Below are 23,997 nucleotides of genomic sequence, written 5' to 3'. Positions count from 1 at the left end.
CGTAGTCGCCCGCCTGTGGACGGCGCCCGCGGGACCGGTCCCGACCGTGGTGGCATGGGGCGATGACGGGTGGGCCGACGCAGCGACGGGTGGCGGGCGCGACGGTGGCCGGGGTCCGCCTCGGCCAGCTCGTGGGGCGCGGGTCGACGGGGGAGGTGTGGGCGGGGACGGACCTCCTCGACGGGACCCGGGTCGCGGTCAAGCTGCTCGCCGGGGTGCCGGCGGTCGTGGACGGCGCCCTCGCGCAGCAGACCGGCCACCCGCACGTGCTGGAGGTGCGCCGGGTCAGCCACGACCCCCCGGCGGTCGTCACGGTCCTGGCCGGTGGCGGGTCCCTCGCGGCCCAGGTGCAGGCGCGGGGCTGCCTGCGCCCGGGCGAGGTCGTCACGGTCGTGGCCCCGCTCGCCGACGCGCTGGCCTGGCTGCACGCGCGCGGCGTCGTGCACGGCGACGTGAGCGCGACCAACGTGCTGTTCGTGGAGCGCGGTCGGCCCGTGCTGGGGGACCTGGGCTCGGCGGGCCTGGCCGGGACGGGGTCGCCCGTGGCGACGCCGGGCTTCGCGGCGCCGGAGGTGGTGGCCGGGGGCGACCCCTCGCCCGCGGCCGACGTGCACGGGCTGGCGGCCGTCGCGTGGCTCGCCCTGACCGGGGCCGTGCCACCCGCGGCCGAGGACCGGCTCCCGCTGCGCCTGCTGGTCCCCGAGTGCCCGGACGAGCTCCTCGACGCGGTCACCGCCGGCCTGGACCCGGACCCGCGGCGCCGACCCCCGCCGTCGGACCTGGCCGCCGCGGCCCGCGCCGCCACGGACGCCGAGCCGGTCGGCCTGGTGCCCTCCGCCGCCCTGGGCGTGCGCGCGGACGAGGCCGTCACCTACCGGGTGCGTGCCTCGGCGGCTCGGCAGCGGCCCTCGCCCGCACCGGGACGGCGACGGTGGCCGCACCCGCGGGGGGCCATGGCGGCGGCCGTGCTGACGCTGCTGCTCGTGGCGGCCGGTGGCGCGGTGAGCCACCGGCTCGGCGACCCGCCCCCGACGGTGGCGGCAGCCGACGACGCGACCGTCGCCACTACCGTCGCGTCGACCACCGTCCCCGGGACCTTGGACGGCCCGGGCCTGGAGCGGGAGGTCCGGGCCCTGGTCGGCGCGCGGCAGGCGGCGCTCCGCAGCGGCGACGTCGACCTGCTCGCCCGGGTGCACCACCCCGACGGGACGACCCTGGCCGGGGACCGGGAGCTGCTGCGCTCCGGGCCGGTCGACGTCAGCTACGAGGTGCTGTCCGTCGAGGCGGTGGGCCCCCTGGACTCGGTGGACGCCGCGGACGTCGCGGACCACCCGGACGACGACGGGGCCGTCGAGGCGGCGGTGAGTCTGACCACGACGACGGACGGGGCAGCGGCGGTCCTCGAGGACGTCGTCGTGCGGATCGACCAGCACGACGGCCGGTGGCTGGTCAGCCGGGTCGCGGGCTGACCCGTGCGCCGCCTACTGGTCGGCGAGCCAGCTCGCGGCGTGGTCCAGGTCACCGTGGACGAAGTCGAACCCGGCCTCCGACAGGGCCTGCGGGACCATCCGCTGGCTGGCCGTGACGTCCTCGGAGAACTCGCCCAGCACGATCCGGAGCGCGAAGCCCGGCACGGGCACCAGCGCGGGCCGACCCAGGGCGCGCGCCACGGTCCGGGTGACGTCGACGTTGCGGGCCGGGTGCGGCGTCCCCAGGTTGACGGGGCCGGAGACGTCGGCCGTCAGCAGGAACTCGATGGCCCGGACCTCGTCGACCAGCGTGATCCACGGCCACCACATCCGGCCGTCCCCGATCGGTCCGCCGACCCCGGCCTTGATGATGGGCAGCAGCCGTCCGAACGCGCCGCCGCCAGGGGCCATCACCAGCCCGGTCCGCAGCAGGACGGTCCGGATCCCGGCGTCGGCGGCCGGCTGCGCCTCGGCCTCCCAGGCCACCACGACGTCGCTGAGGAAGCCGTCGCCGCGGGCGCTGGTCTCCAGCAGGACCTCCTCGCCGCGGTCGCCGTAGTAGCCGACGGCCGACCCGGACAGCAGGACCGAGGGACGGGGGTCCAGCTCGAGCATGGCTGTGACGATGGTCCGCGTGCTGTCCACCCGGGAGCGGAGGATCGTCTGCTTGTAGGCCTCGCTCCAGCGCTTGTCCCCGACGCCGGCCCCGGCCAGATGGACGACCGCGTCGGTGCCGGCGAGCCCCACCAGGTCCACCGTGCCGGCCTTCGGGTCCCAGGTGACCTCGTCGTCGGCCGTCGCCGGGCGCCGGACCAGCCGGACCACCTCGTGACCCGACGCGCGCAGCGCGGGGACGAGGGCGGAACCGATCAGCCCGGACGCACCGGTGACGGCGACCTTCACCGGCTCAGAGACCCAGGTCGGACTCGAAGGCGCCGTCCTCGAGCCGCTGCTTCATGGCGGACAGGAAGCGCGCGGCCTCGGCCCCGTCGACGATGCGGTGGTCGTAGGACAGGGCCAGGTAGACCATCGAGCGGACGGCGATGGACTCGTTGCCCTCGCTGTCGGTCACGACCGTCGGCCGCTTGACCACGGCCCCCGTGCCCAGGATGGCGACCTGGGGCTGGTTGAGGATCGGCGTGTCGAACAGGGCGCCCCGGCTGCCGGTGTTGGTCAGCGTGAAGGTGCCACCGCTCAGGTCGTCGGGGCTGATCGAGTTGGTCCGGGTCCGCTCGGCCAGGTCGGCGATCTTCCGGGCCAGCCCCGCGATGTTGAGGTCGCCGGCGTCCTTGATGACCGGGACCAGCAGACCCCGCTCGGTGTCCACGGCCATGCCCAGGTGCTCGGCGCCGTGGTAGACGACCTCGTCGCCGTCGATGCTGGAGTTGACCACCGGGAACGCCTTGAGCGCCTCGACGGCAGCCAGGGCGAAGAACGGCAGGAACGACAGCTTGACGCCCTCGCGCTCCTGGAACGGGCCCTTGGCCCGGTTGCGCAGCGCGGAGACGCGGGTGACGTCGACCTCGACGACCGTGGTGAGCTGGGCCGACACCTGCAGGGACTCGACCATGCGCTGGGCGATGACCTTGCGCAGCCGCGTCATCTTCTCGCGGGTGCCCCGCTTGGCGGACACCTCGGCGGCCGGGGCGGCCTTGGCCGGGGTCTTGGGCGCCGCAGCGGGGGCGGGTGCCTCCGCCTCGGCGGGAGCCGGCTGCTGGGCGGCCTTCTCGGCCGCCTCGGCCGCGGCCAGGACGTCCTGACGGCGGATCCGGCCGCCGACCCCGGTGCCGCTGACCTCGGACAGGTCCACGCCCTTCTCAGCCGCCAGCTTGCGGACGATCGGGGTGATGTAGCCGCTGGCGTCGCCACCGGACACCGCGGACATGCCGCCGGTCGAGGCCGCGGAGCCACCGGAGGACTGGCCCTCGCCGCCCTTGCCCTGCTCGCTGGACGTGGTGGTCGGGGACGTGTCCAGCGCCGTGGGCTGAGGGACCTGCGACTCGGCGGAGTTGTACTGCTCGGCCGAGCTGTCCTGGGTGGTGGGCTCCTCGGCCGCGGCGTCCTCGGCGTCGGCGGCAGGCGCCTCGTCCTTCGGTGCCTCGTCCTTCGGTGCCTCCTCCTGCGCGGGCGCCTCGGCGGGGGCCTCGCCGCCGGCGTCACCGTCGGGCGCGGAGCCGCCGGAGGCCGACGGGTCGCCCACGACGACCAGGGGGGCGCCGACCTCGGCGGTCTCGTCCTCGCCGACGATGATGCGCAGCACCGTGCCCGCCACGGGGGAGGGGATCTCGGTGTCGACCTTGTCGGTGGCGACCTCGACGATGGGCTCGTCGACCTCGACGGTGTCGCCCTCGGCCTTGAGCCAGCGGGTGATGGTGCCCTCCGTGACCGACTCGCCCAGGGCGGGCATGACGATCTCGGTCCCGCCGCCACCCTGCTGGGTGTCGGCGGACGGCTTCTCGGCGGGCGCGTCCGCGGCCGTGCTCGGCGTGTCGGCCGGCTCGTCGGCGTCCTCGGCCGCGACCTCGTCCTGCGGCCCGGGGTCGCCGGACCCGGAGTCCTGGGAGCCCTGGGCGTCGGACCCGGACGAGCCGGAGTCCTGGGCGGCCGGCAGGTCGGAGCCGGACGCCTCGCCGGAGGAGGCGGGCTCGTCGGAGCCGGACGAGCCCGACGAGCCGTCGGACCCGCCGTCGCCGGACCCGCCGGCCTCGGACTCCTCGCCGATCACGGCGAGCTGCGAGCCGACCTCGGCCGTCTCGTCCTCGTCGACGCTGATCTCCAGGAGCGTCCCCGCGAACGGGGAGGGGATCTCGGTGTCGACCTTGTCGGTCGCGATCTCCACCAGGGGCTCGTCCTGCTCCACCCGGTCACCGACCTGCTTGAGCCATCGGGTGACCGTGCCTTCGGTGACGCTCTCACCGAGGGGCGGCATGTTGACCGGGTTCGCCATGTCTGGTCGTCCTCCGTCGTTCGTGCTGTGCGGGACTGGGCTGGCTCCGGTGGAGCCGAGGTCGGGCCGGGGGCCCGGGTGGATCAGGAGTGCGCGTGCAGGGGCTTGCCGGCCAGCGCGAGGTGGGCCTCGCCCATCGCCTCGTTCTGCGTCGGGTGCGCGTGGATCAGGGCGGCCACGTCCTCGGGGTAGGCCTCCCAGTTGACGATGAGCTGACCCTCGCCGATCTGCTCACCCATCCGGGCGCCGACGGCGTGCACGCCGATGACGGGACCGTCGACCTCGCGCACCAGCTTGATGAAGCCGGCCGTGCCGAGGATCTGGCTCTTGCCGTTGCCGCCGAGGTTGTACTCGTAGGTGGCGACCTTGTCCTCGCCGAGCTTCTCCTTGGCCTGCGCCTCGGTGAGGCCGACCGAGGCGATCTCGGGCTCGGAGTAGGTGACGCGCGGCACCATGGAGTCGATGACCGGCTGCGGGTTCAGGCCCGCGATCTCCTCCGCGACGAAGATGCCGTGCGCGAAGCCGCGGTGCGCCAGCTGCAGGCCGGGGACGATGTCCCCGACGGCGAACACGCCGTCGACGCCGGTGCGGAGCCGCTCGTCGGTCGGGACGAAGCCACGGTCGACCGTCACCCCGGCCTCCTCGTAGCCCAGGTTGTGGGTCACCGGGCCGCGGCCCACGGCCACCATCAGGTAGTCGGCGCGCAGCTCCTCACCGGACTCCAGGGTCACCGTGACGCCGTCGTCGTCCTGCGTCGCTCCCGTGAACCGGACACCGGTCTTGAAGGCGATCCCGCGCTTGCGGTAGGCGCGCTCGAAGGCCTTGGAGATGGCCTCGTCCTCGGCGGCCACCAGCCGGGGCAGCGCCTCGACGATGGTCACGTCGGCGCCGAAGGAGCGCCACACGCTGGCGAACTCCACGCCGATGACGCCGCCGCCCAGGACGACGACGCTGCCCGGCACGTGGTCCAGGGCCAGGGCGCCGTCGCTGTTGAGGATGCGTCCGCCGACCTCGAGGCCGGGCAGCGTGCGGGGGTAGGAGCCGGTGGCGAGGACGACGTTCTTCCCGCTCAGGCGCCGGCCGTCGACCTCGACGACCTTCGGCTCGACCAGTCGACCGGTGCCCTCGACGTAGGTGACCTTGCGGCTCTTCACCAGACCCTGCAGGCCCTTGTAGAGCCGGCCGACCACGCCCTCGCGGTACTTGGTGACCGCCGGCACGTCGATGCCTTCGAGCGTCGCCTTGACGCCGTAGGTCTCGCTGTCACGGGCGGAGTCGGCGACCTCGGCCGCGTGCAGCAGCGCCTTGGTCGGGATGCAGCCGCGGTGCAGGCAGGTGCCGCCCAGCTTGTCCTTCTCGACCAGGGCGACGGACAGCCCCAGCTCGGCCCCACGGAGGGCGGCCGCGTAGCCACCGCTGCCCCCGCCGAGGATGACGACGTCGAACTCTTCCTGCTCAGCCACGTGCTGCTCCTCGTACCTCTGCGTCGTTGCTGCGGGTCACCGGGCGGGCCCGGCCGTTCCTCCACTCATCCAACCACCTCAGCGGCTGCGCGCCTCCAGCAGCCGCACCAGTGTGGCCACGGACGCCCCGGTACCACCCTTGTGGACGTGGTCGTAGGCGCCGGAGTCGTTGAACCCGGGCCCGGCGATGTCGATGTGCGCCCAGGGCAGCGGGGCCCCGTCCCGCGTGCCGACGAACTCCTGCAGGAACAGCCCGGCGGTCAGCATGCCGCCGTCGCGCGAGCTCGCGACGTTGGCGATGTCGGCCACGGGGGAGTCCAGGCCACGGCGCAGGTGCGCGGGCAGCGGCATGGGCCACATCTGCTCGCCCGCCTCGCCGGCGCCGGACAGGACCTCGCTGCGCAGGGCCTCGTCGTTGCCCATGACGCCGGACACGCGTCCACCCAGCGCGACGACCTGCGCACCGGTCAGGGTGGCGACGTCGATGACGGCGTCGGGGGAGACCTCGGCGGCGGTGACCAGGGCGTCGGCCAGGACCAGCCGGCCCTCGGCGTCGGTGTTGAGCACCTCCACGGTGGTGCCGCCGTACATGGTGATGACGTCGCTGGGACGCTGGGCCGAGCCCGACGGCATGTTCTCGGCCAGGGCGAGGTACCCGGTCACGGCGACCGGCAGACCCAGGCGCGCGGCGGCGACGACGGTGGCGAGCACGGCGGCGGCGCCGGCCATGTCGGCCTTCATCCCGGGCATGCCGGCCGGGGGCTTGAGGGACAGCCCGCCGGAGTCGAAGGTGATGCCCTTGCCGACCAGGGCGACATGACCCCTGGCGCGGCTGGGGGAGTAGGTGAGGGTGACCAGGCGCGGCGGGCGGGTCGAGCCCTGCCCGACCGCGAGGATCCCGCCGTAGCCCTTGCGGGCCAGCTGCTTCTCGTCCAGGACGGACACCTTGAACGGCAGGGCCTTGGCCAGCTCCTGGGCCCGCTCCGCGAAGGCGGCCGGGGTCAGGTCCAGCGGCGAGGTGTTGACCAGGTCGCGGCACAGCCCGACGGCCTCGGCCAGCACGGCGCCGGTCTCCACCGCCGTCTTGGTGGCCTTGTCGCGGCGTCCGGCGGCGTGCACGAGGACCTCGGCGACCAGCGTCGGTGCGTCGCCGGTCTTGTAGGTGCGGAAGCGGTAGCCGCCCAGCAGGGCGCCCTCGGTCGCGGCGCGCACCTGCTCGTCGTCCTCGGCGGGCAGGACGAGCAGCACCGTGGCGGCCTTGCTGACGGCTCGCAGCGCGGCCCCGGCGGCCCGGCGGACGACGTCGGGGTCCACCGACCCGTCCTCGGCGGCCTCACCGAGGCCGACCAGGACGACCTGCTCGACCTCGAGGCCCTCGACCCCGGGCAGGCGCAGCGTGTGCGACGCCTTGCCGGTGAAGTCCAGCGCCTCCGCGGCCGCCTCCAGCGCGTGGACGCTGTCCGCGGGCAGGTCGTCGACCGCGACGGCCGCCCCGTCGGGGCCGCTCACCATCCCGACGACTGCGGCGTCGGCCCGCACGGACGACAGCTTCCTGCTGCTCAGCGTGGCGCTGGGGACGGGGGTGTGGTCGGCAGTGCTCACAGGGCTCCTCGGTCGGCCCGCCTCGTGGGCGGGGGCGTCTGGGTCGGCGCCGGTGCCTGGGCACGCGCGCGCCCGTCGAGACTACGGTGCTCGGGTGGCCGACACCTCTTCTCGCCCGCCCGACGCCCCCGGGGCACCGCAGACCCCCACCGAGCCGCCGGCGCCCGCAGCGCCACGGGGCGACGGGCTGCGCCGCTCACCCCTGCACGAGGCCCACGTGGCGGCCGGGGCGCGCCTGGCCCCGTTCGGCGGCTGGGCCATGCCGGTGGAGTACGACGGCGGCGGCACGCTGGCCGAGCACGCCGCGGTGCGCGAGCACGTGGGGCTGTTCGACGTGTCGCACCTGGGGACCGTCCTGGTCGGGGGCACCGGCGCGCTCGCCCACGTCGACGGTGTCCTCAGCAACTCCCTGGACCGGATCGGTGCGGGGCAGGCCCAGTACACGCTGAGCCTCAGGCCCGACGGCGGCATCGTCGACGACCTGATCGTCTACCGGGTCGCCGACGACGACCTGGTGCTCGTGCCCAACGCGGCCAACGCCGCGGCGGTGGTGCAGGCCCTGCGCGACGGCGCACCGGACGGCGTCGAGGTGGACGACGTGCACGCCGACGTCGCGGTCCTGGCCGTCCAGGGCCCGAGGTCCGACGCGGTGATGGCCGCGGTCGACCTGCCCCACGGGCACGCCTACATGTCGTTCGTCGCCACCGGCGGCAGCCGCCAGGAGCGGACCGTGGTCTGCCGGACCGGGTACACCGGCGAGCGGGGCTACGAGGTCCTGGTGCCGTCGGACCGCGCGCCGGCGCTGTGGGACGCGCTGCACCGGGCGGTGGTCGCCGAGGGCGGCCGCCCCGCCGGGCTGGGCGCGCGCGACACGCTCCGCACCGAGATGGGGTACCCGCTGCACGGCAACGACATCGGCCCCGACGTCTCGCCGGTGCAGGCCGGGCTGGGTTTCGCGGTGGGCTGGACGAAGTCGCACTTCGTCGGCCGTGACGCCGTGGTCGCCGAGAAGGAGGCCGGCCCGGCCCGACGCGCCCACGGCCTGCTGTCCCTGGGGCGGGGCGTCCCCCGCGCCGGCATGTCGGTCTACCGCCTGGCCGGCGACGCGCTGGGCGAGCGGGTGGGGACCACCACGTCCGGCACGTTCTCGCCCACGCTGCGGGCGGGGGTGGCGCTGGCCCTGCTGGACACGGCTGCAGGGCTGACGGCCGACGACGAGGTCGCCGTGGACGTGCGGGGCCGCCCGCTGCGGTGCCGGGTGACGCGCCCGCCCTTCGTGCCCTCCCACGTCAGGGACTGACCCGGTCCTCCGAGGTCGCCCCGTCGACCGGGACGTCGGTCTGCGGCCCGTCGTGCACCGGGGGCGAGGCCTCGCCCACCGCGCCGTCGTCCGGCGAGGTCGCGTCGGTGGTGGCCGCCCCGTCGTGCGGCCCGTCGTGCGGCCCGTCGTGCGCCCCGTCGTCCGGGGCCGGGTCCTCGGGCCAGTAGGCCGCGCGGGTGGCCGACGACGTGGCCAGGGCCACCGCCGCCCGCAGCGTCCCCAGGGCGACCAGGCCCGGTACGGCCAGCCCGGTGCGGGTCCCCAGGTCCTGGACCGGCAGCATGCCCAGCGCGTCCTGCGCCAGGTGCACGCACGGCTCGTCGCCCCGCTCGGCGAACAGCCACCACTGCCGCGACGTCGGTGACACCCGGTGGGCGAGGACGGCCGCGGCCGTCGTCACCGGGCCGTCCAGCACCACCGGCAGGCCCAGGGCGGCGCAGCGCAGCAGCAGGGCGGTGCAGGCGGCGACGTCCCCGGACCCCACGGCGGTGAGGATGCTCGGCACGTCCCGGGGCCGGGACCGCGCGCGACGCAAGCCCTCGCGGACCGCGGCGGCCTTGCGCATCCAGGCGGTGTCGTCGACACCGCTGCCGCGGCCGACCACCTCCAGCACACGTCGGCGCTGGGCGGCCCCGATGACGGCGGCGGCCGTGGTGGACCCCCCGACGTTGAGCTCACCGAGCACCACCAGGTCGTGGCCCTGGCCGGACAGCTCCTCCGCCAGCGCCACGCCCCGGTCGAGGGACTCCGCCAGCAGGTCGGGGTCCATGGCGTCCGTGTGGTCGAACGCCGACCCGCGCGGCCCGAGCGGACCGGCCACGTCCAGCTCCTCCGCCCGGACGGTCACGCCGAGCCCGGCCGCCACGGCGTGGGTGGCCGAGCGGCCGTCCCGCAGCGCCCGGAGGGTGACCGCGGTGTGGCCGAGCGGCAGGGCCGACACCCCGCGCACGGCGATCCCGTGGTCCCCGGCCAGCACGACGGCGGTGACCCGCTCCGGGGGGGCGGCCTCGTGGTCGCGCCGGACCCCGGCCCACCACACCGCCAGCCGTTGCAGCGACCCGGTCGCCCCGCTGGGGAGCATGAGGTCCTCGACCCCCTGGCGGGCCCGCTGCTCGGCCGCCCGGCCGGTGGGGCGCACGTCACGGGCGATCTCCTGCAGGTCGGCCGGTGTGGTCACCCCAGGAGTCTGCCGGTCCCGGCCGCCGGTGTCGTCGCACCCCCGGGCCGGGGGTGCCGCAGCGGGGCGGCCAGCCCCGCGGCCCGAACCACGACAGCCGCCGCTGAAACGTCGACTTTGTCACACCGTGTTGACGTGCGAGGCCCGTTTCGTCACTAATAGTGTCGGTATCGCCGTCACACGACGGCGTCCCGGGACAACCGGGCCCACAGACATTCGGGAGGAACCATGCGCAGGACCATCTCCGGTGCGGCGATCGCCGTGCTCGCCAGCGCCACCCTGCTCGCCGGTTGCGCCGACGACAGCGCCGACACCGACCCCGCGGTCGACGACCCGGCGGTCGAGGACACCATGGAGCCCATGGACGACGCCACGATGGACGACATGGCCACCATGGAGCCGACCGACGGCTGATCCAGCCAGCTCCGCACGAGGGCATCAGGGGAGACCCTGACCGGCCCTCGCTGCGTCCGGGGCCCTACCGTGGGGGCCGTGAGCCAGAGCTGGAGCGAGACGTGGACGTGGCGCTACGAGGACTCGACCGGCACCGTCGTGCCCGGTGAGACGTTGCCGCGGGGGTCGTTCCCGTCGCAGGCCGACGCCGAGTCGTGGGTGGGCGAGGCCTGGCGCGAGCTCCTGGACGGCGGCGTCGACGCGGTCTCCCTGCTGCGCGACGGCGAGCTGGTCTACGGCCCGATGAGCCTGCACCCGCCGGAGGCCTGAGCCACCGGCGGGACCCGCCGCCGGACGCACGAGAGCCCGTGCCGGGTCCCGGCACGGGCTCCCGTCCTGCGGGTCGACCTGGGTCAGGCCACGACGCGCTTGCGGGGCATGTCCTGCTTGGTGCGCGACGGGTCGCGCTCGACGACGTCGCCGAGGACCTCGTCGATGCGGGCCATGGCCTCGGCCGGGATGCGGACCCCCGCGGCCTTGACGTTCTCCGTGACCTGCTCCGGGCGCGAGGCGCCGATGATGGCGCCGGACACGTTGTCGTTCTGCAGCACCCACGCCACGGCGAGCTGCGCCATGGACAGGTCGAGCTCGTCCGCGACGGGCTTGAGGCCCTGGACGCGCTCCAGCACGTCGTCACGCATCCACCGGGCGATCATGTTGGCGCCGCCCTTGTCGTCGGTGGCGCGCGAGCCCTCGGGCAACGGCTGGCCCGGCTGGTACTTGCCGGTCAGGACGCCCTGGGCGATGGGGGACCAGACGATCTGGCCCAGGCCCAGCTCGGCGGAGGCCGGCACGACCTCCTCCTCGATGACGCGCCACAGCATCGAGTACTGCGGCTGGCTGGAGACGAACGGGATCTTGAGCTCGCGGGCCAGGGCGGCACCGGCTCGGATCTGGTCGGCGGTCCACTCGCTGACGCCGATGTAGTGCGCCTTGCCCGAGTGCACGACGTCCGCGAACGCGCTCATCGTCTCCTCGAGCGGGGTCGTCACGTCGTAGCGGTGGGCCTGGTAGAGGTCCACGTAGTCGGTCTGCAGCCGCTGCAGGGAGCCGTCGATGGCCTCCATGATGTGCTTGCGGCCCAGCCCGGTGTCGTTGTGCCCCTTGGGCCCGGTCGGCCAGTAGACCTTGGTCAGGATCTCCAGGCTCTCACGACGCTGCCCCTTGAGGGCCTCGCCGAGGACGGTCTCCGCCGCCGTGTTCGCGTACACGTCCGCGGTGTCGAACGTCGTGATGCCGACGTCGAGCGCCGCGTGCACGCACGCCGTCGCCGCGTCGTTCTCGACCTGCGAGCCGTGGGTGAGCCAGTTGCCGTAGATGATCTCGCTGATGACGAGACCGCTGCGTCCTAGGTGTCGGTAGTCCATCCCTCAATCAGACACCGCCGGACGGGGCCGACGCGAATCGCCGTCGGATCAGGGGCGCGGGGCCTCGCCGTGCTTGACCTTCACGTTGGGCCGACGCATCCGCCGCATCTGGGTCGCCCGGCTGATCGCGTACCAGCGCAGACCCTTCTCCTCCGCCGCGTCGGCCCCGAACCGCTCGGCCACGGCGCCCTTGACGGTGCGCGCGAGCAGGATGCAGTCCAGGACCAGGATGCCGAGCATCGTGTACATGCCGACCGCGGACACCAGGACGGCCGTCGAGTTGGGCACCACGGCCAGGAACAGCACCCCGAACGCGACGGGGAGGAAGTACTGGCCGACGTTGCGGCGCCGGTCGACCAGGTCGCGCACGTAGCGACGCACCTCGCCCTGGTCACGGGCCGGCAGGTAGCGCTGGTCCTCGGTCTCGTAGGCCTGGACGACCTTGGCCTGGTTCGCGCGGCGCTCGTCCCGGGCCTTGCGCCCGGCGGCCTTGCGGTCCCCCGGTACCAGGGGCTGGCGGTTCGCGGCCTGCGCGGCGGAGCGCTTGGGCGTGGGTCGGCCCTTGCCCGGGCCCTGCTCCTCGACGACGAGGGGGGTCTCGGTGGTGGTGCTGCTGCGCGCGCCTCGTCCGAACATGAGGACAGGGTAACCGCGGCGGTAGCGTCCGCGGCATGGACGAGGACCGCACCCCCGAGCAGGCCGGCACCGCCGCGACGAGCGAGCAGGCCGGCACCCCCGCGCCGCCCCGACCGTCCGAGGCGGTGGTCGCCGCGACCCGGGCCCAGGTGGAGCAGGACCTGCCCCAGGTGCTGCAGACCCTGCGGCGCCTGGTCGCGATCCCCAGCGTCGGGGCCGCGGCGTTCGACCAGCAGACGGTCGAGACGTCCGCCCAGGCCGTGGCCGAGCTGTTCCGCTCCGCGGGCATGCCCGAGGTCGAGGTGCTGCGCTCACCGCGCCCCGACGGCACCCCGGGCGCCCCCGCCGTCGTCGCGCGTCGCCCGGCCCCGGTGGGCGCGCCCACGGTGCTGCTGTACGCCCACCACGACGTGCAGCCCCCCGGTGACCTGGCCCTGTGGACGTCCGACCCGTTCGAGGCGACCGAGCGCGACGGTCGGCTCTACGGCCGCGGGGCCGCCGACGACAAGGCCGGCGTCTGCGCCCACCTCGCCGCGGTCCGGGCCCACCTGGCCGCCCACGACCCCGGCAGCGGCGTCGGCATCACGGTGTTCGTCGAGGGGGAGGAGGAGATCGGCTCCCCGTCGTTCCAGGCGTTCCTGGCCGAGCACGGCGAGCGGCTGCGCGCCGACGTCCTCGTCGTGGCCGACTCCACCAACGCGGCCGTCGGCACCCCCGCCCTCACCACGACGCTCCGGGGCATGGTCCAGGCCGTCGTCGACGTGGCCACCCTCGACCACACGCTGCACTCCGGCATGTACGGCGGTGCGGCCCCGGACCCGCTGGTGGTGCTGGTGAGGCTGCTGGCGTCGCTGCACACCGAGGACGGGGCGGTCGCGGTGGCGGGGCTGGACGAGCTGCCCGAGCACGCCCGGGTCGCCGCCGCGGCGCAGCAGGACTGGCCGCAGGAGCAGTACCGGGACGAGGCCGGGGTGCTGGCGGGGGTCGACCTGGTGGGCCCCGGGACGGTCGCGGCCCGGGTCTGGGCGGGTCCGGCGGTGACGGTCATCGGCATCGACGGCCCTGACGTCGCCCACGCGTCCAACACGCTGCAGCCGACGGCCCGGGCCCGGGTGTCGGTGCGGATCCCCCCGGGGGCCGACCCCGACACCGCCTACGAGGCGTTCCGGGCCCACGTCCTGGCGCAGCCGGCCGGGGGCGCGCGGGTGACGGTGACCGCCGAGGAGGGCGGCCACGGCTTCGCGGCCGACACCTCCTCCCCGGCGTACGCGGCCGCGCGCTGGGCGCTGGCCACCGCGTGGGGCCGGGACGCCGTCGACATCGGCGTGGGCGGCTCGATCCCGTTCATCGCCGACCTGGACCGGGTGATGCCCGGGGCCACCGTTCTGGTGACCGGGGTGGAGGACCCCGACTCCCGGGCCCACGGCATCGACGAGTCGCTGCACCTGGGCGAGTTCACCCACGCGTGCGTCGCCGAGGCCCTGCTGCTCGAGGCCCTGACGCCGCCGGCCTGACGGCTGGGCCGGGCGGCCCGCAGGGCCCTGCGGGCGGGGTCAGTCCCGGGCGGTGGGGCCCGGCAGGGCCAGCATCCGGTCGAGCGCGACCCGGGCCCAGTGGGCGGTCTCGTCGTCCACCCGGATCCGGTTGACGACGCGGCCGTCGGCCAGCGACTCCAGCGCCCACACCAGGTGCGGCAGGTCGATCCGGTTCATCGTCGAGCAGTAGCAGACGTCCCGGTCCAGGAAGTGGACCCGCTTGTCCGGGTGCGCGGCCGCCAGCCGCTTGACCAGGTTCAGCTCGGTGCCGATCACCCACTCCGACCCCGGCTCGGCCGCCTCCAGGGTCCTGACGATGAGCTCGGTCGAGCCGACCACGTCGGCCCGGGTGACGACCTCGTGCCGGCACTCCGGGTGCACGATCACGTTGACGCCGGGGATGCGGGCCCGGTAGCCGTCCACGGACTCGGCGCTGAAGCGGCCGTGGACGGAGCAGTGGCCGCGCCACAGGACCACCCGGGCCGTCGCCAGCCGGTCCGGGTCGACGCCGCCGCCGGGCTTCCACGGGTCGAACACCACGCAGTCGTCCAGCGACAGCCCCAGCTGCAGGACCGCGGTGTTGCGGCCCAGGTGCTGGTCGGGCAGGAACAGCACGCGTCCGCCGGCGTCGAGCCCACCGGTCTGCTCGAACGCCCACCGCAGGGCCTGCTCCGCGTTGCTGGACGTGCAGACCGTCCCGCCGTGGCGACCGGTGAAGGCCTTGATGGCGGCGGAGGAGTTCATGTACGTCACGGGGACGGTGGTCTCGGCGAGGCCCGCGTCGGCGAGGACCTGCCAGGCGTCTTCGACCTGCCCGATGGCCGCCATGTCGGCCATCGAGCAGCCGGCGGCCAGGTCGGGCAGCACGACCTGCTGGTCGGGCGAGGTGAGGATGTCGGCGCTCTCGGCCATGAAGTGCACGCCGCAGAAGACGATGAACTCCGCCTCGGGCCGGCCCGCCGCGTCACGCGCCAGCTTGAAGCTGTCCCCGGTGACGTCCGCCAGCTGGATGACCTCGTCGCGCTGGTAGTGGTGGCCCAGGACGAACGCGCGGGAGCCCAGCCGCTCGCGGGCCCGCTGCGCGCGGGCCAGCAGGTCGGGGTCCGACGGGCGCGGCAGGTCGCCCGGGCACTCCACGCCCCGCTCGCTGCTCATGTCCTCGCTGCGGCCGAGCAGCAGCAGGGCCGGGGGGACCACGGGGGCCGGGAGACCGACCGGTGCACTCATCCGAGGAGTCCATCACACCTGGGGCGCGGACGTGTCGCCGGTGCACGCGGCGCCCCGGCAGACTGCGGGCATGCGCGTCGTCATGGCCCCCGACTGCTTCACCGGAACGCTGACCGCGCGGCAGGCCGCGGCCGCCATGGCCGAGGGGTGGTGGACCCGGGCGCCGGGCGACGACGTGGTGACCGTCCCGCTGTCCGACGGCGGCCCCGGGTTCGTCGACGCCCTGACCGGGACCCTGCCGGGGCGGCTGCTCACCTCGACCGTCAGCGGACCGACCGGGGAGCCCGTCCCGGCCACCGTGCTCGTGGTGGAGGCCGCCGACGACCCGTCCGGGCTGAGGTCCGCCTACCTGGAGAGCGCGCAGGCCTGCGGCTCGCACCTGGTGGCACCCGAGGCCCGCGACCCCGCGGTGGCGTCGAGCCTCGGGGTCGGCCAGCTGCTGCTGGCCGCGCTGGAGGAGGGCGCCGAGCGGGTCGTGGTCGGGCTGGGTGGCTCGGCCACGGTCGACGGGGGAGCGGGGCTGCTGGCCGCACTCGGGGTCCGGGCCGGAGCGACGCGGCTGGACCGGGGCCCGCGGGGACTGGCCGGGCTGGCGCCGGACGCGCTGACCGGTCTGCCCGCCGCCCGGGAGCGGCTGGCCGGGGTCGAGCTGGTCGTGGCCTCCGACGTCGACGTCCCGCTGCTGGGCCGGCACGGCGCGGTCCACGGCTTCGGCCGGCAGAAGGGCGTCACCGCGGAGCAGCTGCCCGCGCTGGAGGCCGTGATGACCGCCTGGGCGACGGCGGTGCTGGCCGCGGCCGGGGCGGCCGGCGCCCCGGACCCCGGTCGCCTCGTCGCCCTGCCCGGGGCCGGCGCCGCGGGCGGGCTGGGGTTCGCCCTGCTGGCCCTCGGCGCGACCCGCCGCTCGGGGGCGGAGGCGGTGGCGTCGGCGGTGGGGCTGGCCGACCGGCTCGGCGGGGCCGACCTGGTGCTGACCGGTGAGGGCAGCTTCGACTGGCAGAGCCTGCGCGGCAAGGTCATCGCCGGGGTGGCCCACGTCGCCGGTTCGCTCGGCGTCCCTGTCGTGGTGGTCGCGGGCCAGGTCGCGGTCGGTCGGCGCGAGCTCGCGGTGGCCGGCGTCGAGGCGGCCTACGCGGTCGCCGACACGCCGGAGCAGGTCGCCGCCTCCATGGCCGCGCCCGCGGCGCGCCTGGCCGCCCGCACGGCCCGGGTGGCCGGCACCTGGCACCGCTGAGGACGGCACCGGCTCGGGAACACCTGGCACGGTCGTAGCATTGACGACTACGGGAGCGGGTCGACCACCTGCTCCGGACCAGTGCCCCCGGCGATCCAGGAGCCGTACATGACCGACACGACCACGACGCCCGCCACCACGGACGCCCCCGCCGAGATCAAGGCCGCGCACGAGGTGACGCTCACCACCGTCGCCGCCGAGAAGGTCAAGGGCCTGCTCGCCCAGGAAGGCCGCGACGACCTGCGCCTGCGCCTGGCCGTGCAGCCCGGTGGCTGCTCCGGGCTCATCTACCAGCTGTACTTCGACGACCGGACGATGGACGGCGACGCCGTCCGTGACTTCGACGGCGTCGAGCTCGTCGTCGACCGGATGAGCGTCCCCTACCTCGCCGGCGCGACCGTGGACTTCGCGGACACGATCGAGAAGCAGGGCTTCCAGATCGACAACCCGAACGCGGGAGGCTCCTGCGCCTGCGGTGACTCGTTCCACTGAGCACCCCCGCCTCGGCTCCGGAGCAGTTCGCCCGAGCCCTCCAGCGCGCCCCCGACGGCCAGGACCTGGTCTGCGTCGGGGGCGCGCTGTCGTCGGACCTGCTGCTGGACGGCTACCGCAACGGGGTCTTCGCGATGTCCGTCCGGCTGCGGCGCCGCGAGGTCCTGGGCTGGTTCTCGCCCGACCCGCGCGGCGTGCTCGACCCGCTGCGGGCCCACGAGTCCCGGTCGCTGCGGCGCCGCCGGCGTGACTTCGAGACCCGGGTCGACACCGCGTTCGACGAGGTGGTCGCCGGCTGCGCCGACCCGTCCCGCGACGGGGCCTGGATCAACGAGGACTACGTCCAGGTCTACCGGGACCTGCACGCGCTGGGGCACGCGCACTCGGTCGAGACGTGGCGGGACGGCCGCCTGGTCGGCGGGCTGTTCGGCGTGGTCGTGGGCGGGCTGTTCGCGGCGGAGTCCAAGTTCCACCGCGAGACGGACGCGTCCAAGGCCGCGGTGCTGTCGCTGGCCGAGATGCTCGCCGCCGAACCGGCAGGTCCGGGCCTCATCGACGTCCAGTGGGCGACACCGCACCTGAGCACCCTGGGCGTGGTCGAGGTCACCCGGGACCACTACCTGTCGCAGGTGGCCCGGTTGGTCCGGCGGACGCCGCCACGCTGCTTCGACCGGCCCCACCTGCCCCGCCCGTCCTGATCACGACGAGCCAGGCCCCGTCCGTCCGCTCCACCCGCAGCACCTCGTGCCCGCGCATCCCGGCCCAGGCCGGCACGTCGTGCTCGACGGCGGGGTCCTCCGCCCGCACCGACGCCGTCGTGCCCGCCGGGAGGCCCCGCACGGCGGCCGCGAGGCGCAGCACGGGGACCGGGCAGCGCGTCCCGCGGGCGTCGACGTGCACGGTGACGTCACCGGTCGCCCCGCCCGACGCGGGCCCGCCCGTCCCAGGTCCGTCCGTCACAGGTCCGTCGCCCCCAGCTCGGCGCGCAGCTGCGCCACGACCCGGGGCAGGACCTCGCAGAACCGGGTGACGTCCCGGGGCCGGGTGCCGCGGGGCAGGCCCAGGCGGACGTTGCCGTGGGTCAGGGCCCCGACCGCCGCCAGGACGTGGCTCGGGCGCAGCGTGTCGGCCGTGCACGCCGACCCCGACGCCACCGAGAAGCCCTCCCCGTCCAGGCGCCGCACCAGCTCCTCGCCCGGCACGAAGAGCGCGGACAGCGTGAGCACGTGGGGGAGGCGGTCGACGGACGAGCCCACCACGACGGTGTCGGGGACCGCTGTGGCGGCGGCGCGCAGCTGCTCGACCAGGCCGTGGCGGGGGTCGTCGGCGCCCAGCGGTCCGGCCAGCAGCTCCCGCAAGGACACCGCGGCCGCGAGAGCCGCCGGGACGTCGACCGCACCGGGTTGCTCCCCGGGCCGGCGCGAGGCCCCGGCCTCGCCCGGTTCGTGGGGGCGCCACCGCACGCCGGAGCGCACCACGAGCAGACCGGCCCCGGGGGCGGACCCCCACGCCCGCGGTGAGCCGACGAGGACGTCCCAGGCGTCCGGGACCGGCAGGTGGCCCAGCGACGCCCCGGCGTCCACGACCAGGGGCACACCGGCCCGACGGGTGATCGCGTGCACCGCGGGCAGGTCCTGGACCGTGCCGATCTCGACGTTGGCGTGCTGGACGCACACCACCCGCGCCCCCGTCACGGCCTGCTCGAGGGCCGTGAGGTCCACCCGGCCCTCGCGGTCCGTCCCGACCTTGCGGACCTCCGCCCCCGCGCGCCCCGTCGCCCAGGCCGCGGCGTGGTGGACCGCCGAGTGCTCCACCGCCGACACCACGACGGCCCCGTCGGCGCGCCCGCCCGGTGGGCCGCAGCCCAGCACGGCCGCGTGCAGGGCCCGGACGTGGTCCGGCGGGAAGCTCACGGCCTCGGCCGTGACCCCGACCAGGACGGCGACGGCCTCCCGGGCCCCGTCCAGGAGGCGACGGGCCCCCCACGACGTGGCGTGCAGCCCGCGGACGTCCGCCCAGCCGTCCGCCGCCGCGGCCAGCCAGGCCTGCTGGGCCGTCGCGGAGGTGGGCGCCGACGCCGCGGCGTCCAGCTCCACCCGTCGCGGCCCGGCGGGCGCGGACCCCTCGTCCATGACGGGCACGCTAGCCGGGCGAGCCCACCCGGTCGTCGTCGGCAGGGCCGGGGTAGGGTTCGGCGCAGCACCGTCAGCACAGGCACCAGCACACGGCATCGGGCTCGTCAGCGCCCTCGACAGTTCTCTTCGGGAAGGGCTCAGTGGTGACAACTCGTTCCGCGGCCACCAGGTTCCGGCTCGCACGCGCCGGCCTCGGGGTCATCGCGCTGGTCGCGCTCAGCGGCTGCTCCGCCGACCAGCTGGCACGTGGCTACCTGCCCGCCGAGAGCGTCGGCGCGACCAACCAGACGCCCGTCATCCAGCAGCTGTGGAACGGGTCGTGGATCGCGGCCCTCGCGGTCGGCGTCATCGTCTGGGGCCTCACCATCTGGTGCGTGATCGCCTACCGGCGCCGCGCCGGCGACCCTGACGTCCCGCCGCAGTTCCGCTACCACCTGCCGCTGGAGGTGATGTACACCGCCATCCCGTTGATGATGGTCGCGGTGCTCTTCTACTACACGGCCGTGTCGCAGGCGGACATCCTCAGCCTGGAGGAGGAGCCCGACCACGTCGTCGAGGTCATCGGCAAGCAGTGGTCCTGGGACTTCAACTACGTCGACGAGGGCGTCTACGAGACCGGTGTGCAGGCGTCCCTGGACGGCAACGAGGGCGCGGAGGAGCGGATCCCCACCCTGTGGCTCCCCGTGGACGAGCGGGTCGAGTTCCACCTGTTCGCCCGCGACGTCAACCACTCGTTCTGGATCCCCGCGTTCCTGTTCAAGATGGACAACATCCCCGGCCGAGAGAACCGCTTCCAGGTCGTGCCGACCCAGGAGGGCGTGTTCAAGGGCAAGTGCGCCGAGCTCTGCGGCGAGTACCACTCCGAGATGCTCTTCAACGTCAACGTCGTCAGCCGCGACGAGTACGACGACTACATCAGCTCGCTGGAGCAGGCCGGTCAGACCGGTGAGCTCAGCACCGAGCTCAACCGCAGCGGCGTCATCGACAACGACCGACGCCTCGGTGGCACCGTGACCGGCACCGGCCGCACCGGCGAGACCGGCGACACGTCGCTGGACCAGGACGAGACCGACGAGGGGGACAGCTGATGGCCATCGCCGAGCGGTCCGACGCCCGCGCCAGCGAGCGCACCGACGACATCACCACGGCGCTCAGGAAGCGCGGCGCCGGCCAGATCCTCGCGGACTACCTGACGACGACCGACCACAAGAAGATCGGGACGCTGTACCTGATCTCGTCGTTCTTCTTCTTCATCATCGCCGGGGCCATGGCACTGGTGATCCGGGCCGAGCTGTTCGCCCCGGGCCTGCAGGTCGTCGAGAGCCGGGAGTCCTACAACCAGCTCTTCACGATGCACGGCACGATCATGCTGCTGCTGTTCGCGACCCCGCTGTTCGCCGGGTTCGCCAACTGGCTGCTCCCGCTGCAGATCGGCGCCCCCGACGTCGCCTTCCCGCGGCTGAACGCGTTCGCCTACTGGCTGTACCTGTTCGGCGGCATCATCGCCGTCTCCGGCTTCTTCACCCCGCAGGGCGCGGCCGGGTTCGGCTGGTTCGCCTACGCGCCGCTGTCGACCGAGGCGTACTCGCCCGGCCTGGGCGCGGACCTGTGGATCTTCGGCCTCGCGCTCGGTGGGTTCGGCACGATCCTGGGTGCGGTCAACTTCATCACCACGGTGATCGGGATGCGCGCCCCCGGCATGGTCATGTTCCGCATGCCCATCTTCGCGTGGAGCACCCTGATCACCAGCGTGCTCGTGCTGATGGCCTTCCCGCCGCTGGCCGCGGCCCTGCTGGTGCTGGGCGCCGACCGTCGCCTGGGCTCGGTGGTGTTCGAGGCCGAGAACGGCGGTGCCATCCTCTGGCAGCACCTGTTCTGGTTCTTCGGCCACCCCGAGGTGTACATCATCGCGCTGCCGTTCTTCGGCATCATCAGCGAGGTCATCCCGGTCTTCAGCCGCAAGCCGCTGTTCGGCTACAAGGGCATGGTCTTCGCGATCATCGCCATCGCCGGCCTGTCGGTCGCCGTGTGGGCGCACCACATGTACGTCACCGGGGCGGTCCTGCTGCCGTTCTTCGCCTTCATGACCATGCTGATCGCGGTGCCCACCGGGGTGAAGTTCTTCAACTGGATTGGCACGATGTGGCGGGGGTCGTTGACCTTCGAGAGCCCGATGCTGTGGTCCATCGGGTTCCTCATCACGTTCCTCTTCGGCGGTCTGACCGGCATCATCCTCAGCTCGCCCACGCTGGACTTCCACCTGTCCGACAGCTACTTCGTGGTCGCGCACTTCCACTACGTCGTGTTCGGCACCGTGGTGTTCGCGATGTTCGCGGGCTTCTACTTCTGGTGGCCCAAGTTCACGGGCCGCATGCTCGACGACAACCTGGGCAAGCTGCACTTCTGGATGACGTTCGTCGGCTTCCACACCACGTTCCTCATCCAGCACTGGCTGGGGGTCGAGGGCATGAGCCGTCGCTACGCGGACTACCTGCCCGAGGACGGCTTCACCCTGCTCAACCAGATCTCCACCGTCGGGGCCTTCGTCCTGGGGGCGGCGACCCTGCCGTTCCTGTGGAACGTGTACATCACGGCCACCAAGGGCGAGAAGGTCACCCAGGACGACCCGTGGGGCTGGGGCGGCTCGCTGGAGTGGGCCACGTCCTGCCCGCCCCCGCGGCACAACTTCTCCTCGCTGCCGCGGATCCGCTCCGAGCGGCCGGCGTTCGACCTGCACCACCCCGAGATCGCCGCGGCCGACCACACGTCCGCGGACAAGAACCTGCTGGAGCAGCTGCTCGGTGACCCCGACGTGCGCCGTGAGCCCAGCGCCCGCACCGACACCACGAAGGGCCGCTGACATGAGGGTCGAGATCTGGGTCCTGGGGTCCGGTGCGTTCTTCTTCGTCCCGCTCGCGTTCGTCTACGGCCTGCTGTCCGGCTGGGAGTACGTCGGCTTCATCGCCATCCTGCTCACCGGTGGGCTGTCGGCCATGATCGGGCTGTACCTGTACCTGGTCTCCCTGCGGGTCGACGCCCGTCCGGAGGACGACCCGGTGGGCGAGGTGTCGCAGGGCGCAGGGGACCTCGGCTTCTTCAACCCCCGCAGCGTGTGGCCAATCGGGGTCGCGGCCGGCGGCGCCGTGGTGTTCGCCGGGATGGCCGTCGGCGTCTGGTTGTTCCTCATCGGCCTGGGGATCCTGCTCATCACGAGCATCGGGCTGCTGTTCGAGCACTACGTGGGCGACTTCGAGCACTGAGCGACGCCCGGGGCGGCTCCTGGAGCAGCACCGGGCCCGGCACCGACAGGCAGCACCGACGACAGGCAGCACCGACGAGCGTGCCCGGTCCACGGGCCCGCTCCTCGTGCGTCAGGCGACGGTGACCAGCACCCCGGTCGGCGTGAGGGTCATCCCGACGGAGCCCAGGTCGGCCACCACGTGGTCGGCGATCAGCTCGCTGCCCTCGTGGGTCGTCGTGACCGCGAGGGTCGTCATCCCCGCGGCCCGGCCGGCGGTGAGCCCGGCCGGGGCGTCCTCGACCACCAGGCACAGCTCGGGGTCGACCCCGAGCGTGCGCGCGGCCAGCAGGAACGGCTCGGGGTCGGGCTTGCCGCGGGTCACGTCGTCGGCGGTCACGACCACCTGCGGCACCGGGATGCCGGCGGCCCGCTGACGGGCGCGCGCCAGGTCGGCGGCGCACGAGGTGACGATCGCCCCGGCCTGGGCGCTGCCCCGCAGCGCGGCCTCGGCCCCCGGGAGGGCCACCACGTCGTCGACGTCGCCGATCTCCAGCGCGGTGATGCGGGCCAGGGCTTCCGCCCGCCCCGGCTCCGCGAACAGGTCCGCCACGATGTCCCGGGCCGGCCGGCCGTGCCCGGCCGCCGCCTGGAGGTCCTCCACGCTGATGCCGTTCTCCTCCGCCAGGCGCATCCAGGACCTGACCACCGACGGCGTGGAGTCGATCAGGGTGCCGTCCATGTCGAACAGGACGGCGGCGAACGTGCGGCCGTGGACCGGGCGGGCGACCGGGGACGGGTCGAGCCTTGGCTCGTGGGACCGGGTCGGGGAGGAGTGGCTCACCCGGCCAGTGTCCCAGCCGGTCGCGGCGCCGGGCGCACGCGCCGCTAGCGTGGCCCCGTGACCGACGCGCCCGAGCCCCGCCCCACGTTCCGCTCCGACATGGACGTCGAGCTGGTCAAGCACAGCGCCCGCGACGCCGACGTGCTGTTCGCCGCCCGGGTCTCGACCAAGGGCGAGGCCAGCCTGGCCGACGTCGAGGCCGACGCGACCGCCTCGGCCGGGCTGGTCCGCTACCTGATGCGGGACCGGCACGGCAGCCCCTTCGAGCACGCGGTGATGACGTTCTACGTCTCGGCGCCGCTGTTCGTCTTCCGTGAGTTCCAGCGGCACCGCATGGCCTCCTACAACGAGGAGTCGGGCCGCTACCGCCAGATGCGCCCGGTGTTCTACGTGCCCGGGCCGGAGCGTCGCCTGAAGCAGGTGGGCAAGCCCGGTGCGTACGACTTCGTCGAGGGCACGCCCGAGCAGCACGAGCTCGTGGTGCGGCGGACGCAGGAGGCCGCGCTGGCCGCGTGGCAGGCCTACCAGGACATGCTGGAGGCGGGGGTCGCCCGCGAGGTGGCTCGCATCGTCCTGCCGTTGTCGCTGTACTCGTCGATGTACGTGACGGTGAACGCCCGCTCGCTGATGAACTTCCTCAGCCTCCGGACCAAGCGCGAGGACTCGACCTTCCCGTCCTACCCGCAGCGCGAGATCGAGATGGTCGCCGAGGCCATGGAGCAGGTGTGGGCGGGTCTGATGCCCGTCACGCACGCCGCGTTCGACGGGAACGGCCGCGTGGCTCCCTGAACCCGAGGATGTGACGGAGGTCACATCGCGGGTGGGCGGAGAGGTGTAACGAACCCCCACCTTGCTCC

The 23,997-nt window shown here is 74.4% G+C and carries 23 protein-coding genes; 12 read left to right on the top strand and 11 right to left on the bottom strand.

Annotated features, from left to right (window positions below):
* The first annotated feature begins 62 nt into the window (after positions 1–62).
* Positions 63–1,469 carry a protein kinase domain-containing protein gene (locus ACR80Q_RS05255; protein WP_435376521.1) on the top strand — a complete coding sequence of 469 codons (1,407 nt, stop codon included), beginning with the start codon at positions 63–65 and terminating at the stop codon, positions 1,467–1,469.
* Positions 1,470–1,481: 12 nt separating this feature from the next.
* Here ACR80Q_RS05255 and ACR80Q_RS05250 read toward each other — a convergent pair whose 3' ends face one another.
* From ACR80Q_RS05250 to ACR80Q_RS05235, 4 genes are all read right to left on the bottom strand, one after another.
* Positions 1,482–2,372, bottom strand: coding sequence for a TIGR01777 family oxidoreductase (locus ACR80Q_RS05250; protein WP_435376520.1), 891 nt, complete (start codon positions 2,370–2,372; stop codon positions 1,482–1,484).
* Between the two features lie 4 nt (positions 2,373–2,376).
* Entirely contained in the window at positions 2,377–4,416 is a 2,040-nt protein-coding gene (gene sucB / locus ACR80Q_RS05245) for a 2-oxoglutarate dehydrogenase, E2 component, dihydrolipoamide succinyltransferase (protein ID WP_435376519.1), read from the bottom strand.
* A gap of 83 nt (positions 4,417–4,499) precedes the next feature.
* Positions 4,500–5,879 carry a dihydrolipoyl dehydrogenase gene (gene lpdA, locus ACR80Q_RS05240; protein ID WP_435376518.1) on the bottom strand — a complete coding sequence of 460 codons (1,380 nt, stop codon included), beginning with the start codon at positions 5,877–5,879 and terminating at the stop codon, positions 4,500–4,502.
* 78 nt (positions 5,880–5,957) lie between these two features.
* Complete coding sequence (locus ACR80Q_RS05235) at positions 5,958–7,481, bottom strand: leucyl aminopeptidase (RefSeq protein ID WP_435376517.1); 1,524 nt, start codon at positions 7,479–7,481, stop codon at positions 5,958–5,960.
* Between the two features lie 94 nt (positions 7,482–7,575).
* Here ACR80Q_RS05235 and gcvT point away from each other — a divergent pair, with 94 nt between their 5' ends.
* The gene (gcvT, locus tag ACR80Q_RS05230; protein WP_435376516.1) at positions 7,576–8,781 is read left to right on the top strand and encodes a glycine cleavage system aminomethyltransferase GcvT; all 1,206 of its coding nucleotides are present in this window, start codon (positions 7,576–7,578) and stop codon (positions 8,779–8,781) included.
* Here gcvT and ACR80Q_RS05225 read toward each other — a convergent pair.
* On the bottom strand, positions 8,771–9,979 hold the full coding sequence (locus ACR80Q_RS05225; protein ID WP_435376515.1) for a nicotinate-nucleotide--dimethylbenzimidazole phosphoribosyltransferase: 1,209 nt from the start codon (positions 9,977–9,979) through the stop codon (positions 8,771–8,773). The genes gcvT and ACR80Q_RS05225 overlap by 11 nt on opposite strands.
* A 228-nt stretch (positions 9,980–10,207) precedes the next feature.
* Here ACR80Q_RS05225 and ACR80Q_RS05220 point away from each other — a divergent pair, with 228 nt between their 5' ends.
* Positions 10,208–10,393, top strand: a complete 186-nt coding sequence (locus tag ACR80Q_RS05220) for a hypothetical protein (protein WP_435376514.1) — start codon at positions 10,208–10,210, stop codon at positions 10,391–10,393.
* 78 nt (positions 10,394–10,471) lie between these two features.
* Positions 10,472–10,702, top strand: a complete 231-nt coding sequence (locus tag ACR80Q_RS05215) for a hypothetical protein (RefSeq protein ID WP_435376513.1) — start codon at positions 10,472–10,474, stop codon at positions 10,700–10,702.
* Between the two features lie 83 nt (positions 10,703–10,785).
* Here the strand turns inward: ACR80Q_RS05215 and ACR80Q_RS05210 are convergent, their stop codons facing one another.
* Together ACR80Q_RS05210 and ACR80Q_RS05205 are read right to left on the bottom strand one after the other, a co-directional pair.
* Positions 10,786–11,799: an aldo/keto reductase family protein gene (locus tag ACR80Q_RS05210; RefSeq protein WP_435376512.1), complete on the bottom strand. Its 1,014-nt coding sequence runs from the start codon at positions 11,797–11,799 to the stop codon at positions 10,786–10,788.
* A gap of 48 nt (positions 11,800–11,847) precedes the next feature.
* On the bottom strand, positions 11,848–12,435 hold the full coding sequence (locus ACR80Q_RS05205; RefSeq protein ID WP_435376511.1) for a DUF3043 domain-containing protein: 588 nt from the start codon (positions 12,433–12,435) through the stop codon (positions 11,848–11,850).
* A 35-nt stretch (positions 12,436–12,470) separates the two neighbouring features.
* Here ACR80Q_RS05205 and ACR80Q_RS05200 point away from each other — a divergent pair, with 35 nt between their 5' ends.
* On the top strand, positions 12,471–13,949 hold the full coding sequence (locus tag ACR80Q_RS05200; protein WP_435376510.1) for a M20/M25/M40 family metallo-hydrolase: 1,479 nt from the start codon (positions 12,471–12,473) through the stop codon (positions 13,947–13,949).
* Positions 13,950–13,988: 39 nt separating this feature from the next.
* On the opposite strand, the gene nadA is transcribed toward ACR80Q_RS05200, so the two are convergent.
* Positions 13,989–15,197, bottom strand: a complete 1,209-nt coding sequence (gene nadA / locus ACR80Q_RS05195) for a quinolinate synthase NadA (RefSeq protein WP_435376509.1) — start codon at positions 15,195–15,197, stop codon at positions 13,989–13,991.
* A 70-nt stretch (positions 15,198–15,267) separates the two neighbouring features.
* Here nadA and ACR80Q_RS05190 point away from each other — a divergent pair, with 70 nt between their 5' ends.
* From ACR80Q_RS05190 to aat, 3 genes are all read left to right on the top strand, one after another.
* Positions 15,268–16,431 carry a glycerate kinase family protein gene (locus tag ACR80Q_RS05190; RefSeq protein ID WP_435376508.1) on the top strand — a complete coding sequence of 388 codons (1,164 nt, stop codon included), beginning with the start codon at positions 15,268–15,270 and terminating at the stop codon, positions 16,429–16,431.
* A 108-nt stretch (positions 16,432–16,539) separates the two neighbouring features.
* Positions 16,540–16,923: a HesB/IscA family protein gene (locus ACR80Q_RS05185; RefSeq protein WP_435376507.1), complete on the top strand. Its 384-nt coding sequence runs from the start codon at positions 16,540–16,542 to the stop codon at positions 16,921–16,923.
* Positions 16,920–17,621 (top strand): leucyl/phenylalanyl-tRNA--protein transferase, encoded by a 702-nt coding sequence (gene aat, locus ACR80Q_RS05180; RefSeq protein WP_435376800.1) that lies wholly within the window; start codon positions 16,920–16,922, stop codon positions 17,619–17,621. Before ACR80Q_RS05185 ends, aat begins: the two co-directional genes overlap by 4 nt.
* Here aat and ACR80Q_RS05175 read toward each other — a convergent pair.
* Both ACR80Q_RS05175 and ACR80Q_RS05170 read right to left on the bottom strand, forming a co-directional pair.
* Positions 17,527–17,763: a sulfurtransferase TusA family protein gene (locus tag ACR80Q_RS05175; protein ID WP_435376799.1), complete on the bottom strand. Its 237-nt coding sequence runs from the start codon at positions 17,761–17,763 to the stop codon at positions 17,527–17,529. The two genes, aat and ACR80Q_RS05175, sit on opposite strands and share 95 nt — an antisense overlap.
* Before the next feature lie 116 nt (positions 17,764–17,879).
* On the bottom strand, positions 17,880–19,055 hold the full coding sequence (locus ACR80Q_RS05170) for a cysteine desulfurase family protein (protein WP_435376506.1): 1,176 nt from the start codon (positions 19,053–19,055) through the stop codon (positions 17,880–17,882).
* Between the two features lie 146 nt (positions 19,056–19,201).
* Between ACR80Q_RS05170 and ctaC the strand changes: the two genes are divergently transcribed.
* Genes ctaC through ACR80Q_RS05155 form a run of 3 tightly spaced genes read left to right on the top strand, consistent with a single transcriptional unit; the run spans position 19,202 to position 22,318 of the window.
* Complete coding sequence (ctaC, locus tag ACR80Q_RS05165) at positions 19,202–20,146, top strand: aa3-type cytochrome oxidase subunit II (RefSeq protein ID WP_435376505.1); 945 nt, start codon at positions 19,202–19,204, stop codon at positions 20,144–20,146.
* Positions 20,146–21,918 (top strand): aa3-type cytochrome oxidase subunit I, encoded by a 1,773-nt coding sequence (gene ctaD, locus ACR80Q_RS05160; protein WP_435376504.1) that lies wholly within the window; start codon positions 20,146–20,148, stop codon positions 21,916–21,918. The genes ctaC and ctaD overlap by 1 nt, the downstream gene beginning before the upstream one ends.
* Before the next feature lies 1 nt (position 21,919).
* Positions 21,920–22,318, top strand: a complete 399-nt coding sequence (locus tag ACR80Q_RS05155; RefSeq protein ID WP_435376503.1) for a cytochrome c oxidase subunit 4 — start codon at positions 21,920–21,922, stop codon at positions 22,316–22,318.
* 111 nt (positions 22,319–22,429) lie between these two features.
* Here the strand turns inward: ACR80Q_RS05155 and ACR80Q_RS05150 are convergent, their stop codons facing one another.
* Positions 22,430–23,140: an HAD-IA family hydrolase gene (locus ACR80Q_RS05150; protein ID WP_435376502.1), complete on the bottom strand. Its 711-nt coding sequence runs from the start codon at positions 23,138–23,140 to the stop codon at positions 22,430–22,432.
* Positions 23,141–23,197: 57 nt separating this feature from the next.
* Between ACR80Q_RS05150 and thyX the strand changes: the two genes are divergently transcribed.
* The gene (thyX, locus tag ACR80Q_RS05145; RefSeq protein ID WP_435376501.1) at positions 23,198–23,929 is read left to right on the top strand and encodes an FAD-dependent thymidylate synthase; all 732 of its coding nucleotides are present in this window, start codon (positions 23,198–23,200) and stop codon (positions 23,927–23,929) included.
* Positions 23,930–23,997 lie beyond the last annotated feature (68 nt).

Source organism: Aquipuribacter aurantiacus, assembly GCF_051216895.1.
Classification (GTDB): domain Bacteria; phylum Actinomycetota; class Actinomycetes; order Actinomycetales; family JBBAYJ01; genus Aquipuribacter.
This window is presented reverse-complemented; position numbering and strand designations above follow the sequence as displayed.